The sequence below is a fragment of the Cyanobium sp. Tous-M-B4 genome (assembly GCF_024345395.1).
Taxonomy (GTDB): Bacteria; Cyanobacteriota; Cyanobacteriia; order PCC-6307; family Cyanobiaceae; genus Cyanobium_A.
The window spans coordinates 405,942-420,739 of the sequence record NZ_JAGQBA010000002.1 but is presented as its reverse complement, the minus strand read 5'-3'; the positions used below and the strand labels follow the sequence as shown (position 1 = coordinate 420,739).

The 14,798-nt window shown below is 64.7% G+C and carries 16 protein-coding genes; 7 read left to right on the top strand and 9 right to left on the bottom strand.

Annotated elements, in window-relative coordinates:
* Positions 1-3 precede the first annotated feature (3 nt).
* Complete coding sequence (locus KBY73_RS05410) at positions 4-537, bottom strand: hypothetical protein (protein ID WP_254936057.1); 534 nt, start codon at positions 535-537, stop codon at positions 4-6.
* Positions 538-631: 94 nt separating this feature from the next.
* On the opposite strand from KBY73_RS05410, the gene KBY73_RS05405 reads away from it, so the two are divergent.
* Together KBY73_RS05405 and KBY73_RS05400 are read left to right on the top strand one after the other, a co-directional pair.
* Entirely contained in the window at positions 632-925 is a 294-nt protein-coding gene (locus KBY73_RS05405) for a type II toxin-antitoxin system Phd/YefM family antitoxin (RefSeq protein ID WP_254936056.1), read from the top strand.
* 71 nt (positions 926-996) lie between these two features.
* Positions 997-1,356 carry a type II toxin-antitoxin system VapC family toxin gene (locus KBY73_RS05400; protein ID WP_254936055.1) on the top strand — a complete coding sequence of 120 codons (360 nt, stop codon included), beginning with the start codon at positions 997-999 and terminating at the stop codon, positions 1,354-1,356.
* On the opposite strand, the gene KBY73_RS05395 is transcribed toward KBY73_RS05400, so the two are convergent.
* From KBY73_RS05395 to lysA, 6 genes are all read right to left on the bottom strand, one after another.
* Positions 1,313-2,413 carry a DUF952 domain-containing protein gene (locus KBY73_RS05395; RefSeq protein WP_254936054.1) on the bottom strand — a complete coding sequence of 367 codons (1,101 nt, stop codon included), beginning with the start codon at positions 2,411-2,413 and terminating at the stop codon, positions 1,313-1,315. The two genes, KBY73_RS05400 and KBY73_RS05395, sit on opposite strands and share 44 nt — an antisense overlap.
* The gene (locus KBY73_RS05390; RefSeq protein ID WP_254936053.1) at positions 2,379-3,314 is read right to left on the bottom strand and encodes a rhodanese-related sulfurtransferase; all 936 of its coding nucleotides are present in this window, start codon (positions 3,312-3,314) and stop codon (positions 2,379-2,381) included. Before KBY73_RS05390 ends, KBY73_RS05395 begins: the two co-directional genes overlap by 35 nt.
* Entirely contained in the window at positions 3,311-4,198 is an 888-nt protein-coding gene (bioB, locus tag KBY73_RS05385; RefSeq protein WP_396096697.1) for a biotin synthase BioB, read from the bottom strand. Before bioB ends, KBY73_RS05390 begins: the two co-directional genes overlap by 4 nt.
* A 67-nt stretch (positions 4,199-4,265) precedes the next feature.
* Positions 4,266-5,039, bottom strand: coding sequence for an isoprenyl transferase (locus tag KBY73_RS05380; RefSeq protein WP_254936051.1), 774 nt, complete (start codon positions 5,037-5,039; stop codon positions 4,266-4,268).
* Positions 5,036-5,866, bottom strand: a complete 831-nt coding sequence (gene cdaA / locus KBY73_RS05375) for a diadenylate cyclase CdaA (protein WP_254936226.1) — start codon at positions 5,864-5,866, stop codon at positions 5,036-5,038. The genes KBY73_RS05380 and cdaA overlap by 4 nt, the downstream gene beginning before the upstream one ends.
* Before the next feature lie 20 nt (positions 5,867-5,886).
* A complete protein-coding gene (gene lysA, locus KBY73_RS05370) occupies positions 5,887-7,275 on the bottom strand; it encodes a diaminopimelate decarboxylase (protein ID WP_254936050.1) in 1,389 nt (462 codons plus the stop codon).
* 27 nt (positions 7,276-7,302) lie between these two features.
* Here lysA and rimI point away from each other — a divergent pair, with 27 nt between their 5' ends.
* The 5 genes from rimI (at position 7,303) to KBY73_RS05345 (ending at position 13,195) form a co-directional block, all read left to right on the top strand.
* Positions 7,303-7,779 carry a ribosomal protein S18-alanine N-acetyltransferase gene (gene rimI, locus KBY73_RS05365; RefSeq protein ID WP_254936049.1) on the top strand — a complete coding sequence of 159 codons (477 nt, stop codon included), beginning with the start codon at positions 7,303-7,305 and terminating at the stop codon, positions 7,777-7,779.
* A gap of 179 nt (positions 7,780-7,958) precedes the next feature.
* A complete protein-coding gene (locus tag KBY73_RS05360) occupies positions 7,959-10,511 on the top strand; it encodes an ATP-dependent Clp protease ATP-binding subunit (RefSeq protein WP_254936048.1) in 2,553 nt (850 codons plus the stop codon).
* 52 nt (positions 10,512-10,563) lie between these two features.
* Positions 10,564-11,670 (top strand): iron-containing alcohol dehydrogenase family protein, encoded by a 1,107-nt coding sequence (locus KBY73_RS05355; RefSeq protein WP_254936047.1) that lies wholly within the window; start codon positions 10,564-10,566, stop codon positions 11,668-11,670.
* On the top strand, positions 11,667-12,560 hold the full coding sequence (locus KBY73_RS05350) for an alpha/beta fold hydrolase (protein ID WP_254936046.1): 894 nt from the start codon (positions 11,667-11,669) through the stop codon (positions 12,558-12,560). Before KBY73_RS05355 ends, KBY73_RS05350 begins: the two co-directional genes overlap by 4 nt.
* Complete coding sequence (locus KBY73_RS05345) at positions 12,557-13,195, top strand: DUF2993 domain-containing protein (protein WP_254936045.1); 639 nt, start codon at positions 12,557-12,559, stop codon at positions 13,193-13,195. Before KBY73_RS05350 ends, KBY73_RS05345 begins: the two co-directional genes overlap by 4 nt.
* 7 nt (positions 13,196-13,202) lie before the next feature.
* On the opposite strand, the gene KBY73_RS05340 is transcribed toward KBY73_RS05345, so the two are convergent.
* Together KBY73_RS05340 and cbiT are read right to left on the bottom strand one after the other, a co-directional pair.
* Positions 13,203-14,123: a phosphatidate cytidylyltransferase gene (locus KBY73_RS05340; RefSeq protein ID WP_261347168.1), complete on the bottom strand. Its 921-nt coding sequence runs from the start codon at positions 14,121-14,123 to the stop codon at positions 13,203-13,205.
* Positions 14,124-14,133: 10 nt separating this feature from the next.
* On the bottom strand, positions 14,134-14,793 hold the full coding sequence (gene cbiT, locus KBY73_RS05335) for a precorrin-6Y C5,15-methyltransferase subunit CbiT (protein WP_254936043.1): 660 nt from the start codon (positions 14,791-14,793) through the stop codon (positions 14,134-14,136).
* Between the last annotated feature and the right edge of the window lie 5 nt (positions 14,794-14,798).

Genomic DNA, 14,798 nt, shown 5'->3' with positions numbered 1-14,798 from the left:
TGATCAGTCCAGACCCAGCCGCCGTCCACTGCGGCGCAACACCTCAGTGCAATCGGCCCGCATCAAAAGACCACCCCCGCCCCAGATCAGCCGGGGGGCCAGATCGGCAACGCCGGCACCGAGCTCGCGCAGGGGGCTGAAGCCCAGCTGGCGGAAGTAGCGCACCAGGCGGCGGTGCTGGGCCTCGCTGTCGCGGATGGCCAGGATCGTGGCCTGGCAGCAGGGGGTTGCCTCCAGGGCCCAGGCAAAGGTGGCCGCCCAGATCAAGGGTCCTACGGCGGCCGTGTCCTCGCCCTGCACCCGCATCGTGTCGAGCCGCAGGCCAGCGGCCGCAGGCAGGGCCCAGCCTTTGATCTCACCAAGCAGCACCAGCCTCTTCCCATCCCTGCGCGCCACTCCCAGCCGCAGGCTCCAGGCCAACCCAGCTGGCCGGCCCACCTGCAGGCGCAGCAACAGGCCGCGCGTGCGGGCTTCCTGTTCCAGCTGCTCCAGGCTGGGGCTGGGGCAGGTAGGTGCCCCGGGGGAAGAGCTGGACATCCACAACCGCCACGGCCTGGGCCAGTCTCAACCGTTGCCCAACGCCCCATCGCAGCGGGAGGCGGCTAATGTGGTCGCATATGTGGCTTCAAGCGTGTCAGAAGTAGTCGCAAGCCAGGTTTCGGTGCGGGATCTCAAGACCCATCTCTCCGAATGGCTGGCCCGTGCCCAATCTGGCGAGGTAGTGGAAGTCACCTCCCATCGCAAGCCCATCGCACGCATCACAGCTCTGAACCCAGCTGCTTCAGCCTCAACCAATCCGCTGCAGAAAGCGATTGATGCCGGCGTGATCAGCTGGAATGGCAAGAATCCTGTGATTCCACCACCCGTAAAGCTGAACGATGGCGGCCCACTGATAAGTGACATCGTGATCGAGGATCGTGGTTAGAGACTGTGATCCTTTTTTGTGATACCTCTGCCCTTCTCAAGCTCTTCATCGACGAGCAGGGCAGCGAGACCATGATCGAGGCAAGCTCTTCTTCAGAAGGAATCGCGGTCTGCAGGATCACCTGGGCTGAGTCGATGGCTGCCTTTGCCCAGCGCACTCGCTTCAAGGGTGCTAATCAGCTTGGATTAGACCAGGCTCGATCCATGTTTGAGCGGGCTTGGCCTGACTTTGTGATCGCTGATGTCACCCAGCCGCTAGTTGAAAAAGCCGGAATCTATGCAGAAGCATTTGCCCTACGCGGCTACGACAGCGTGCAACTGGCTGCAGCCCACAACCTGCACCAGCAACTGGACCTTCCCATGACCTTCGCCTGTTTCGACCGTCGCCTCAACCAAGCGGCCCAGCTGCTTGAGCTGGAGGTGCTCCAGTGACGCAAGCGCCCACACCCACCTGCGCTATGGCCTGCCGCTGCCAGGGCTCAGCGCGCAGCACGGCCCCCAGGGGCAAGGCGCCGTAGAGATGGGGGAACAGCTCCCCACCAGTGTTGCCAGCGTTCGAGGCGGCCGGCTCAAAGCGCACCTCCAAACCGGCAGCCGCCAGGCGCTGGGGATCGACCGTAAGCAACAACACCTCAGCGGCGGGCAGATCGGCGTAGAAGCGGTTAGCGGTGGCCGGCACCTGGTGCGCTGAGCTGAGGTGGATGAAGCCCACCGATTCCAAAGCCAAGCCACGGGTGGAGCGGCGATACACGCCATCGGCCCGGGCCGCCTGCCACTCGGGCCGCAGCGCCAGGTGATAAAGCAAGCCAGGTGAGCGCCAAGGGGCTCGCGCCGCCCAGGGAACCTCCTGCACCGCCGCCAGCTCCGGAGAAGCCAAAAACCGACCCAGCCAGGCCTGGAGCGCCGCCAACTGCGGCTCGGCGTCAAAGCCCGCCGGATCCACCAGGCGAAACTGGCGCACGAAGGGCAGCAGGGCCCAGTCGGCCAGGGAAGGGCGATCGCCGAGCAGCCAGCCTCCGGCCCCTAGTTGCTCATTCCAGCGGCGCAGGATCGTGAGGCCAGCAAGCCGGTTGGTGCTGGCTGGCTCCCCTTGGTAGCGATCGGGGTATTTGAAGCGATCGAGGTGCTGCTTAAAGGGGCCGTCGTTGGTGGCAATCAGTGCCTCCATATCGGCCAGCTGGGCTGGGCTCCAGCCCGCCAACCAGCCGAGGGGGTCGCGGCGCTCCAGGGCCCAGCGCATGATTGCCAGACTTTCATCCAGCACCTGAGCCCCCAGCACCAACACCGGCACCGTGCCCTTGGCGGAGGCCTCCAGCAGCTCGGGGGGCTTGGCCTTGAGGCTCACCTCGCGCAACTCCAGGTCCTGGCCAGGTTGCAGGCCAGCGGCAGCGAAGGCCAGCCGCGCCCGGATCGCGTAGGGGCAGCGGCGAAAGCTGTACAAAATTGGCTGGTAATCAGCCAACGGGGCGCCCACCAAGGTGCTGCTCACCCCGCTGGCGGGCTCGCTCCATCTGGCGCTGACGCTCGGCGAAACGCTGACGATCAGCGTCGCTGAAGCGCTCGAGGCAGTGGCGGCAGCTCACCCCGGCCACGTAGCTGGCCAGCTTGCGATCGGCAGGCGAAAGCGGCAGGCCGCAGGCATGGCAAACGCTGTGCTCTCCGGGCTCGAGCTGGTGGTTGACGGCTACTCGCTTATCAAACACAAAACACTCGCCGCGCCAGCTGCTTAGCGGCTCGGGGATCTCCTCGAGGTAGCGCAAGATTCCCCCCTCAAGGTGGTGCACCCCGGCAAAACCCTGCTGCTGCAGGTAAGCCGTGGCCTTCTCGCAGCGGATGCCACCGGTGCAGAACATCGCAATCGCCCGGGGCTGGCGCTGCTCCACCAGCGGCCTGAGCTCCCGCTCCACCCAATGGGGAAACTCGCGAAAAGTTTCGGTGCCCGGATCAATCGCACCCTCAAAGCTGCCGATCGCCACCTCGTAGGCGTTGCGGGTATCGATCACCAGGGTGTCGGGGTCGGCGATCAGGGCATCCCACTGCCCAGGGGGCACGTGGGTGCCTACCTCCGAGGCCAGATAGGGACTCACCTGGGGCTCACCCATGGTCACGATCTCGCGCTTTAGCCGCACTTTGAGCCGGTGGAAAGCCTGAATCTCCGAGCGACTGAACTTGGCTTCCAACCGCTCCAGGCCTGCCACCTGCCGCAGCCGAGCCAGCAGCGCCTGAACGCCAGCATCTGCTCCGGCAATCGTGCCGTTTACCCCCTCAGGCGCCAGCAGGATCGTGCCGCTTACCCCCTCGGCTGCTGCCAGGTCGCCCAGCTCGCGCTGCAGCTCTGGCAGGCCCTCAAGGGCGGCGAAGCGATAAAACGCCGCCACCAGCACACTCATCCGCCCACCTGCACGCCGGCGGCGGCCAGGAGCTCCCGGTCGGCCTCCACCGCAGGATTGGAGGTGGTTAGCAGGGTGTCGCCATAAAAAATCGAATCAGCACCAGCCAGCAGGCAAAGAATCTGGGCTTCCCGACCCAGCTGCTCGCGGCCTGCACTGAGCCGCACCCGCGCCTGGGGCATCAGGATCCGAGCCGTGGCCACCATCCGCACCAGCTCCAGGGGGTCGACCGGCGGCAAGTCTTCTAGGGGAGTGCCCTCCACCGCCACCAGGGCATTGATCGGCACGCTCTCCGGGTGGGGATTCAAGTTGGCAAGCACCTGCAGCAGCCCGGCCCGATCGGCGTCGGTTTCGCCCATGCCGATGATGCCGCCACAACAGAGGGTGATGCCGGAGCGGCGCACCCGGGCCAGGGTTTCCAGCCGCTCCTGGTAAGTGCGGGTGGTGATGATCCGGTCGTAGTGCTCGGGGCTGGTGTCGAGGTTGTGGTTGTAGGCGGTGAGGCCGGCTTCAGCTAGGCGCTCGGCCTGGGAGTCGCTCAGCATGCCGGCGGTTACACAGGCCTCCAGGCCCAGCTCGCGCACACCGCGCACCATCTGCAGCATCGCCTCAAAGGGAGCACCGTCGCGGATCTCACGCCAGGCCCAGCCCATGCAGAAACGATGGGCCCCGGCTTGCTTGGCGGCCCGGGCCCGCTCCAGCACCGGCTCCACCTCCAGCTCCGGCCGGCCCGCCACATCACTGCTGTTGTGCAGCGACTGGGGGCAGTAGGCGCAGTCCTCTTCGCAGCCGCCGGTCTTGACGCTGAGCAGGGAGGCCAGCTGCACGTGGTAGCCGGGGTTGGCGGAGCGGTGCACCTGCTGGGCCTGCCAAAGCAACTCCATCAGGGGCTGCTCCAGCAGCGCCTGGATTTCGGAACGGGACCAGTCGTGACGCGTGATCAAGGCGAGTTCAGCAGGGTTCGACACCACCAAAGCGGCGCTGGCGGCCTTGGTAGTCGAGCAGGGCATCGAGCAGGGCCGCCTGATTGAAATCGGGCCAGAGCACATCGGTGATGTGGATTTCGGCGTAGGCGAGCTGCCAAAGCAGGAAATTGCTGATGCGCCTCTCGCCACTGGTGCGGATCAGCAGATCCGGATCGCACTCACCAGCGGTGTGCAGCTCGGCGGCGAGCTGCTGCTCATCGATTGCGGCAGGATCTAGTTCCCCAGCCACGCAGCGCCGCGCCAGCCGCTGGGCAGCCCGCACCAGCTCGGCTCGGCCGCCGTAGTTGGTGCAAACGTTGAAGTGAATGCCGGTATTAGCTGCCGTGCGCTCGGTGGCATCGGCAATCAGGCGCTGCAGCCCCTCCGGCAGGGGCTCAAGATCGCCAAGAAAGCGAATCCGCACCTGCTCCTGCTCCAGGGATTGAAGCTCGCGGGCCAGCACCCGCTCAAACAGGGCCATCAGAAAGCTCACCTCCTCGCCAGGGCGGCTCCAGTTTTCGGTGGAAAAGGCGTAGGCGGTGAGGGCGCTGATGCCCCAGTCGCTGCAGAGCCGCAAGGTGCGCTTAAGGGCCTCAACCCCTTCACGGTGGCCCATCACCCGGGGAAGATTGCGCTGCTTTGCCCAGCGGCCATTGCCGTCCATGATCACGGCCACATGGCTGGGCAACCTCGCCGGATCAAGGCCAGGCGTCACTACCTCGGGGGCAGTCGCAGTGGTGGTCGCCAGGGCGCGACTCATCCGCGGGATTCCGGCGTGTCCTTCACCACGCTACGCCCAACAGGCAAGGCCAGGGCCTGGCTGAGCAGGTCGTGCAGACGGCTGCTGGTAATCGGCCGCTCGAGGCGGCCCTGACTCGCCAGCGACAGGGTGCCGGTTTCCTCCGACACAACGATCGCCAGGCACTGATCGAAGCGCTCGGTCAGACCCAGAGCCGCCAGATGGCGGGTGCCATAGCGGTTGATGCCCTGGCGGGATAGGGGCAGGATCACACCGGCGGCGACGATGCGGTTGGACTTCACCAGCACGGCACCGTCGTGCAGCGGCGTGTCAGCGGCGAACAGGTTGAGCAGCAAATCCACCGACAGCTTGGCGTCGAGGCCAATGCCGGGATTCAAGAAGTCTTCGGGACGCAGGTCGCTGCCCAGATCCACCACGATCAAGCCGCCGCGGCGGGCCTGGGAAAGGCGGCCGGCAGCCTCACTTAGAACCGCCACCGATCCCGATCCCAGTTGGTCTTGGCTGCGGCTGCCAAACAGAACCCCGATGCGGCCGGTGCCCAGCAGCTCCATCAGCCTGCGCAGCTCCCCCTGCCAGAGAATCGCCAGGGCGAGGCTGCAGGCCAGCACCAGGGCATCAACAAGCTTGCTGGTGAGCGGCAGGTTGGCGTAGCGCTGCACCACCCAGGCCAGGGCCACCAGCAACAAATAGCCACGCAGCAGCCAGAGGGTGCGGGCCTCGGTGACCCGGCCCAGCACAAGCACACCCAGGCCGAAGGCGAATAGCAGATCAAGTAGCAAGCGCAAATCGATCAGCCTTAGCAACTCACCCAGTTGCGGCCCGATCACGCGCACTCCAATCGATTAACTCACCTTACCGATCGCAACCGAGTTGGCAAAACGTCGTAGCGCAGTAGGTCTTCCGGCTGCTCGCGGCGCTGCACCAAATCAGCGAACCCGTCGTGGACCAACACCGCCGCTGGCCGAGGGATGCGGTTGTAGTTGGAGCTCATCGAGGCGTTGTAAGCGCCGGTGGCAAAAACCACCAACACATCGCCGCTGCCAGCTGGCGGCAGGGCCAAATCCTTGAGCAGCACGTCGCCAGATTCGCAGTGCTTACCAGCCACGGTGACGGTTTCGCTGGCCTCGGCCGTGGGGCGATCGGCCAATACCGCCGTGTATTGGGACTGGTAAGTGATCGGCCGGGGGTTGTCGCTCATGCCGCCGTCCACCGAGAGGTAGGTGCGGAGGCCGGGGATGTCCTTGCGGCTGCCCAGCTCGTAGAGGGTGACCCCGGCACTGGCCACCAGGGAACGCCCCGGCTCACAGAGCAGGCGGGGCAGCTCCAGCCCCCGCTCCTGACAGGCCACCACCACCGCCTCAGCCACGGTGCGCACCCACTCACTGATGCTCGGCGGATCGTCGCTGGTGGTGTAGCGAATACCCAGGCCACCGCCCACGTTGAGATCAACCACCGGGTGCCCCAGGGAGCGGGCCAAGGCCAGGGCGTCGGCCATCACGCCAGCCAGATCGCGGTGGGGCTGGAGCTCGAAAATCTGGGAGCCGATATGGGCGTGCAACCCGGTGAGCTGGGCCCAGGAACAGGTCACCAGGTGCTGCAGCACCGCCTCGAGCTGGTCGGGATCAAAGCCAAACTTGCTGTCGAGGTGGCCGGTGCGGATGTACTCATGGGTGTGGCACTCAATGCCCGGCGTAAAACGCAGCATCAGCTGCACAGGTCGCTGCAAGTCAGGGGCCAGGGCAGCCAGCAGCTCAAGATCGCGCCAGTTGTCAGCCACCACCGTGACGCCCTGCTCGGCTGCCAGGGCCAGCTCTTCGCGGCTCTTGTTGTTGCCGTGCAGCACGATGCGCTCCGCCGGCATGCCCCCCTGCAGGGCTGTGAGCAACTCGCCAGCAGAAACCGCATCAAGCCCCAGGCCTTCGGATGCCACCAGGGCAGTTATGGCCAAGGAGCTATTGGCCTTGGAGGCGTAGATGGCTAGGGACGGCCCTGGGTAGTGCTGGGCGAGGGCTTCCCGGTAGGCCCGGCAGGTGCCCCGCAGGGTGGCTTCATCGAGCACATATAAAGGTGTGCCGTAATCGCGGGCCAGGTCGCTCAGCAGGCAGCCACCCACCAATAGGCGCCCCTCACTATCGAGGGCAGTGGTGAGGGGGGTGAGATTGCGATTAGGACTATGGGGATCCCTATCGCTTTCAAAGGGATTCAGCAGCGCAGCGGGCTCATGGGAGGTCAGCATGGCTTTGGCCGCGCGGGTCTAGTGAGCATGAATGTAAGGACCTCCCTGGCGGCGCTGCACCAGGCGGCCCTGGCTCCTGAGCACCTGGAGGCCTGCTTAGGCCTCGACCAGGCCAGCCTCGGCGGCCTCTGGAACCGCGCCCAGTGGCAGACCGAGCTGGCGGAGCAGCGGCGCCCCGGGGTGGGACTTTGGCAAGGGCAGCAGCTGCTGGCCATGGCTAGCGGATGGCTGGTGGTGGATGAACTGCACATCACCGTGGTGGCGGTGGATCCGGAGCAGCGGCGCCGGGGCTTCGGCCAGCAGGTGCTGAAGGCCCTGCTGCTGGAGGCCGGGCAGCAGGGGGCCCTGCACGCCACCCTGGAAGTAGCCCCGGCAAACACTGCAGCAGTGGCCCTATACCGCCGCCTGGGCTTCCGTGATGCGGGAGTGCGTCGCGGTTACTACCGCAATGGCGAAGACGCCCTGATCCAATGGCTGCGGTTATCTGACCTGAATAATGCGTAGCAGTGGTGTGGATAACCGGCTTTTCTTATTGCTAATGACCGGCAATTCAGCAATTTGCATTGTTGCCTTCAAACGCCTTAGAGCCAGCTACCGCAGGGGATCTGCCTTTGATGCGGCGTAAACCACACCACACCTGTTAACCCTGGTAGCTTGGAAGCACTTGTACCAGGCCTAGGCCAATGTTCGAGCGGTTTACTGAGAAAGCCATCAAGGTGATCATGCTGGCCCAAGAGGAGGCCCGCCGCCTTGGCCACAACTTTGTGGGCACCGAACAGATCCTGCTTGGCCTGATCGGTGAGGGAACTGGCGTTGCCGCCAAGGTGCTCAAGTCGATGGGGGTGAACCTCAAAGATGCCCGCGTTGAGGTTGAAAAAATCATCGGCAGAGGCTCAGGCTTCGTTGCCGTGGAGATCCCCTTCACGCCTCGCGCCAAGCGAGTTCTGGAACTCTCCTTAGAAGAAGCTCGCCAGCTTGGTCACAACTACATCGGCACCGAGCACCTGCTGCTTGGCTTGATCCGTGAGGGTGAGGGTGTAGCTGCTCGGGTCCTGGAAAATCTTGGCGTTGATCTGGCCAAGGTGCGCACCCAGGTGATCCGCATGCTGGGCGAAACAGCCGAGGTAGCCGCCGGTGGTGGCAGCGGCAAGGGCTCCACCAAAACACCAACCCTCGACGAGTTTGGCAGCAATCTCACCCAGCAGGCCGCCGACGGCAAGCTCGATCCGGTGGTGGGTCGTCAGAACGAAATTGAGCGTGTAATCCAAATACTGGGTCGTCGTACTAAGAATAATCCGGTGCTAATTGGCGAGCCTGGCGTAGGCAAAACAGCCATCGCCGAAGGCTTGGCTCAGCGAATCAATTCTGGTGATATTCCAGACATCCTCGAAGACAAACGAGTTCTCACCTTGGACATCGGCCTGCTGGTGGCAGGCACCAAATATCGGGGTGAATTTGAGGAGCGCCTCAAAAAAATCATGGAGGAGATCCGCAGCGCCGGCAATGTAATCCTCGTGATCGATGAGGTGCATACCTTAATTGGCGCAGGTGCGGCAGAAGGTGCTATCGATGCCGCCAACATTCTCAAGCCTGCCCTAGCCCGGGGTGAACTTCAATGCATCGGCGCCACCACCCTTGATGAGTACCGCAAACACATCGAGCGCGACGCGGCCCTAGAGCGCCGCTTCCAGCCGGTGATGGTGGGCGAGCCTTCCGTTATTGACACGATCGAAATTCTGCGTGGTCTGAAGGATCGCTACGAAGCTCACCACCGCCTCATAATTGCCGATGAGGCCCTAATTGCGGCAGCCACCCTAGGCGACCGCTACATCTCTGATCGCTTCCTACCAGACAAGGCAATCGACCTGGTAGACGAAGCCGGCAGCCGGGTGCGGCTGATGAATTCCAAGTTGCCGCCTGCCGCTAAGGAAGCTGATAAGCAGCTGCGCGCTGTCCAGAAAGACAAAGAACAGGCCGTGCGGGAGCAAGACTTCACCAAGGCAGGTGAGTTGCGCGATAAGGAAGTAGAGCTGCGCGAGCAGATTCGTTCAATCCTGCAGACCCGCAAAGATGAGGAGCCAGCAGCTGAGGCCGTGACTGCTGAGGCCGGTAGCAGTGCACCCATAGCAGTGTTTGAGGGTGCCGCCGATGGCGACCGCACGCCCATGGTTACGGAGGAAGACATCGCCCACATCGTTGCCTCCTGGACCGGTGTGCCTGTTCAGAAGCTCACCGAAAGCGAGACAGCCAAGCTGCTGAACATGGAGGAGACCCTCCACCAGCGCTTGATTGGCCAAGACGAAGCCGTTAAGGCCGTGTCCCGTGCCATCCGCCGGGCCCGGGTTGGGCTGAAAAATCCCAACCGCCCGATTGCCAGCTTTATCTTCTCCGGCCCAACCGGCGTTGGTAAAACCGAGCTCACCAAGTCCCTGGCGGCTTACTTTTTCGGCAGCGAAGAAGCCATGATCCGGCTTGACATGTCGGAATTCATGGAGCGCCACACGGTCAGCAAGCTGATCGGCTCGCCTCCAGGCTATGTGGGCTTCAATGAAGGTGGCCAGCTCACCGAGGCTGTACGCCGCCGTCCCTACACCGTGGTGCTATTCGACGAGATCGAAAAAGCACACCCCGATGTGTTCAACCTGCTGCTGCAACTGCTCGAAGACGGTCGCCTGACCGATTCCAAGGGCCGCACGGTGGACTTTAAGAACACCCTGATAATTATGACCTCGAACATTGGTTCGAAGGTGATTGAAAAGGGCGGCGGCGGCCTCGGCTTCGAGTTTGGCGGTGGTGATGCAGATGAGACCAACTACAACCGCATTCGCTCGCTAGTTAATGAGGAGCTGAAGCAATACTTCCGCCCTGAATTCCTCAATCGCCTCGACGAAATCATTGTCTTCCGTCAGCTCAACCGCGACGAGGTCAAGGATATTGCCGAGATCATGCTCAAGGAGGTGTTCAGCCGGATGTTGGAGAAGGGCATTGCCCTATCAGTTACGGAAGCCTTTAAGGAACGGCTGGTCGAGGAGGGCTACAACCCCTCCTACGGCGCCCGTCCCCTACGCCGAGCTGTGATGCGGCTGCTTGAAGATTCGCTGGCCGAGGAATTCCTCACCGGACGGATTGGCGATGGCGACTCCGCCTTGGTCGATGTCAATGAAGACAAGCAGGTAGTGATCCGCAAGCAGGCAGCCCTGCCGGCCGAGCCGGAATTGGCTGCGGCTGGAGTTTGAGGGGATTCGGGCCTAGCCCGTACCATCACTTGGGGATGAAAGCAGCAGCGGGATGAGCAACTCCCTGAGCCAACACGCCATCGCACCTGCAGAGGTGTTGAGGGGCCCTGGAGCTTGGCTCCAGGGCATCCCGCGGCTAGCTGCCCTGGGCCAGCGCCCCCTGGTGCTGGGTCGCAGCGTCGTAACAGCCCGGCTGAGGCAGCAGCTGGTTGCCGACTTACATCAGGCTGGGCTTGAGCCACACTGCGCCGAGTTGCAGTTCGACTGCTGCGAAGAAGACCTGCAACCGGTCGCCGCGATTTGTCAAAAGCAAGGCTGCGATGCAGTTGTGGCCATTGGTGGCGGCAAGGTGCTCGATGCCGGCAAGCTGCTGGCCCACCGGCTAAGCCTGCCTTGCATCACCGTGCCCACCAGTGCGGCCACCTGCGCGGGCTGGACTGCCCTGGCAAACATCTATTCAGCTGAAGGTGCCTTTCTGGGCGATGTGGCCTTGGCCCGCTGCCCAGATCTGCTCATCTTTGACCACGACCTGGTCCGCCAAGCCCCAGCACGCACCTTGGCAAGCGGCATCGCCGACGCCATGGCCAAGTGGTATGAGTCGTCGGTGAGCAGTGGCGCCAGCGGCGATGGCCTGGTGCAGCAAGCGGTTCAGATGGCCCGGGTGCTGCGCGACCAACTCATGCTGGAAGCCGAATTTGCCCTCCAGGATCCCCACGGCCCCGCCTGGGAGCGGGTGGCTGAAGCCTGCGGCCTCAGCGCTGGCTTGATCGGCGGTATTGGGGGAGCCCGCTGCCGCACCGTGGCCGCCCATGCCGTTCACAACGGCCTCACCCAACTGGAGGCCAGCCATGGCCGCCTACATGGCGAAAAAGTGGGCTTCGGGATCCTGGTGCAGCTGCGGCTGGAGGAGGTGCTCGGCGGCAACCAGCTGGCCGGCCAATCCCGGCGCCAGCTGCTGCCCCTGTTCCGCAAGCTCGGCCTGCCGGTGAGCCTGGAGGAGCTTGGCCTGGCTGAGGCAGGTCTGCACCAGCTGCAGCAGGCCTGCGCCTTTGCCTGCCGCGACGATTCCGATCTGCACCACCTGCCCTTTGCCGTAGGGCCCAACGACCTACTGGCCGCCCTGGTGAGCACCTGCAGCAGCGAGCGCCAGCCCGCGTGAACAGCGAGCCCACAGCCCAGCAAGCCCTGGTGGCGGCAGCGGCCAGCAGCCTGCTGGATCCCCAGGGCAGGGCCCTGGCAGCGCAGGTGCAGTGGTGGCCCCTGCCTGAACTCGGCGGTGAGGGGCCCTGGCCTGTGGCCGTGCTGGGCGAGGGGCCACCGGTGTTGCTGCTGCATGGCTTTGATAGTTCCTTCCTGGAATTCCGGCGTCTGGCCCCCCTGCTGGCCAGCGGCGTGCAGCTATTCATTCCCGACCTGTACGGCTTTGGCTTCTGCCCAAGGCCCAGCGGCGGCGATTACAGCCCCAGCGGCGTGCTGCGCCACCTGGAGGTTTTGGCGCGGGAAATTGGCAGCCGCAATCCCGCCCCCCTCGGCCTGATCGGTGCCTCGATGGGTGGCTCGGTGGCGGTGGAGCTGGCCCGACGCCTGCCCGAGCAGGTGAATCGGCTATTGCTGCTGGCTCCAGCCGGCCTAACTGGCCGTCCCATGCCCCTGCCGCCCCTGCTCGATGGCCTAGGCGTGCGCTTTCTGGCCCTACCAGGGGTGCGCCGGGGCCTTTGCCGCACCGCCTTCGCCGATCCGGACGCCGCCGTGGGAGCTGCCGAACTGGAGATCGCCTCGCTGCACCTGCAAAGCCCTGGCTGGGCTGATGCCCTGCGGCGCTTTGCCCGCTCCGGTGGCTTCGCCGGCGCCGGCGCCCCCCTGCCCCACCAACCAATCAAGGTGCTGTGGGGCGCCAATGACCGCATCCTGCGGGCACCCCAGAAGCGGGCGGCCCTGGCCCTGTTAGGAGAGCGGGTGCTTGAGCTGGATGCCTGCGGCCACCTACCGCACCTCGATCAGACCGCCACCGTCGCCGCCACCTGGCTCGACGCCCCTTCCCAGCAATGAGCAGCAGCGACGACAAACCAGGCGGGCCGGTGATGCAGCTGCTGGCCAGCGGCCTGCAGCTCTGGGTGCGCCAGCAGTGCCAGTCCATCGGCAGTCTCGATATCCAGCTGCAAGGAACTGGCTTGCAGTTACTGCGCGGTCGTCTGGCCGGCGTGCAACTGCTGGCCCGCCGGGTGATCTACAGGGACCTCCACTTCGAGCTGGTGGAGCTAAGCAGCGGTCCCATCCAGGTGCACAGCGGCAACCTGCTCAAGGGCCAACCGCTGCAGCTGGAGCGGGCCTTCGAGATCCAGGGCCAGGTGAGTTTCACCGCCGACGGCCTCACCCGCTCCCTCAGCGCCCCCCAGTGGCGCGCCCTAGGCGATGGCCTGGGCGAGGCCCTGCTTGGCATCGTGCCCCTGGTGGAGCTGCGCATGTGCCGCGACAACCTGGTGTTTGCCGCCCGAGCCCTTGGGGCTCCCGACTTGGTCGAGCTCGCCACCACCGTGCTGGCAGCTAGGGGCAGCATCGAAATTCGCTCCGTTGACGGCGAGGTCAGCAGCAGGCTGCCGATGGATCCCGGCATCCACATCAGCGATGCCCGCATAGAGGCAGGCATGGTGCAGCTGATTGGCACGGCCCAGGTGAGCCCTTAGTCCTGCACTAGCCCTGCAAGAGGGGCAACACCAGGGTTACCAGCGAGTAAACCACCGCCGGCACAAACAAATAACTGTCGATTCGATCCAGGATCCCGCCATGCCCAGGAATGGCATCACCGGAATCCTTTAGGCCTGCATCGCGCTTCATCATCGATTCGGTGAGATCACCCACCAGGGCAAACAGGGCCACCACCGCCCCGAGCACCGCACCGATCAGCCAGCCCCAGCTCCAGCCGATCAAGGTGCCGCCGAAAGCACCCACCGCCACCGCACAGGCCACCCCGCCCAGGGCCCCCTCCACCGTTTTGCCAGGGGAGATTGGCGAAAGCGGATGGCGCCCCAGCCGGCGGCCGATCACGTAGGAGCCGATGTCGGTGGCAACTATCAAGAAGCAGGCCAGCAGGGTGAGGGCGAGGCCGGCACTGGCGGGCCAGGGCTGGCCGGCCAGGTTGGGCGCCAGAGCGTCTCCGGCCAGGTCGCGCAGACGTATCCAGTAGCTGGGCAGAAAACCCAGGTAAAACAGCCCGAAAATTGAAGCCGCGATGTCGGCGATGGTGCCGGTGACCGGCTGCAACAGCAGCCAGCCGCAGATCACCGCCCCAGAGGCCGGCAGCACAGCTGCGGCCACATCACCGGCAAACCAACCGCCACCCAATAAGCCACTGCCACTGGCCAGCTGGGTGGTGACCAGCAGCAGCTGCACCGCCACCAGGGTGGTTTTGGTGGCGGGCCGGATCCCCTTGAACTGGGCCATCCGGAAGAACTCCAGCAGCCCCAAGTGCACGATCACCCCCACGGCCACCGTGAACCACCAGCCCCCAAGCATCACCACCACGAAGCCAAAGCCCCCAGCCAGCCAGCCGCTCAACAGCCGGGGTAAGGAGGTGGCGGTGCGGGGTTTAGCTGGCTGGGTAGGAGGTATCAACACGCGGCGATCAGGAGGTCTCCGAGCTAGCTGAGCGCTCGGCAGCAATCAAAAACAGTGGTTCGGCCGCAGCCAATTTGGCCTGGCTGCCGCGCCGTTGCATGCGGTGCACGGTGGCCTGCACCACCTGCACATCGCAGGCCGCCAGCTGGCCAAGGGTATCGGTGGCATCCACCAAGCCCTCCAGGCTGGCGGTGCTGATCACCAAGCGCCCGCGGGGCACCAGCGCTTCCCATACCGCCAGCAGCACATCACCCAAGGGCCGTCCCACCTCCAGCAGCACCCGATCTGGGTGGGCGGGCAGCTGGTCCAGATCATCCGGCGCAGCGCCAGCGTGGATGTGCAGGTTGGTGATGCCAAAGCGGCGTCGGTTTTGCTCCAACAACTCGATGGCATCGGGGTCGCGCTCGAGGGTATGCACTGCCCCCCTGGGCATCAGCCGGGCGATTTCCAGGGCCAGGGCACCAGTGCCGCCGCCCACATCCCACACCAGGGAATCGGCGCGGGGGCGCAGATGGGCCAGCAGCATCACCCTCAGCTCCATGGGGGTGGGGCTGAAGCCCGGAGCGTCTTCAAAGGCACTATCCGGCAGCCCAGGGGTGACGAAATCCCACTGGTAGGTCGGCTGCTGGGAAGCTTGGCCTAGATCGGCCGCGGCACTGGAATCCATCGGCC

Bases quoted from the DNA above. Each gene is read 5' to 3' on its own strand.
- lysA (WP_254936050.1), bottom strand. From the start codon at position 7,275: ATGCTGACCTCCCATGAGCCCGCTGCGCTGCTGAATCCCTTTGAAAGC.
- cbiT (WP_254936043.1), bottom strand. From the start codon at position 14,793: ATGGATTCCAGTGCCGCGGCCGATCTAGGCCAAGCTTCCCAGCAGCCG.
- KBY73_RS05390 (WP_254936053.1), bottom strand. From the start codon at position 3,314: ATGAGTGTGCTGGTGGCGGCGTTTTATCGCTTCGCCGCCCTTGAGGGC.
- KBY73_RS05410 (WP_254936057.1), bottom strand. From the start codon at position 537: ATGTCCAGCTCTTCCCCCGGGGCACCTACCTGCCCCAGCCCCAGCCTG.
- bioB (WP_396096697.1), bottom strand. From the start codon at position 4,198: ATGGAGTTGCTTTGGCAGGCCCAGCAGGTGCACCGCTCCGCCAACCCC.
- KBY73_RS05360 (WP_254936048.1), top strand. From the start codon at position 7,959: ATGTTCGAGCGGTTTACTGAGAAAGCCATCAAGGTGATCATGCTGGCC.
- rimI (WP_254936049.1), top strand. From the start codon at position 7,303: ATGAATGTAAGGACCTCCCTGGCGGCGCTGCACCAGGCGGCCCTGGCT.
- KBY73_RS05380 (WP_254936051.1), bottom strand. From the start codon at position 5,039: ATGAGTCGCGCCCTGGCGACCACCACTGCGACTGCCCCCGAGGTAGTG.
- KBY73_RS05355 (WP_254936047.1), top strand. From the start codon at position 10,564: ATGAGCAACTCCCTGAGCCAACACGCCATCGCACCTGCAGAGGTGTTG.
- KBY73_RS05400 (WP_254936055.1), top strand. From the start codon at position 997: ATGATCGAGGCAAGCTCTTCTTCAGAAGGAATCGCGGTCTGCAGGATC.
- KBY73_RS05345 (WP_254936045.1), top strand. From the start codon at position 12,557: ATGAGCAGCAGCGACGACAAACCAGGCGGGCCGGTGATGCAGCTGCTG.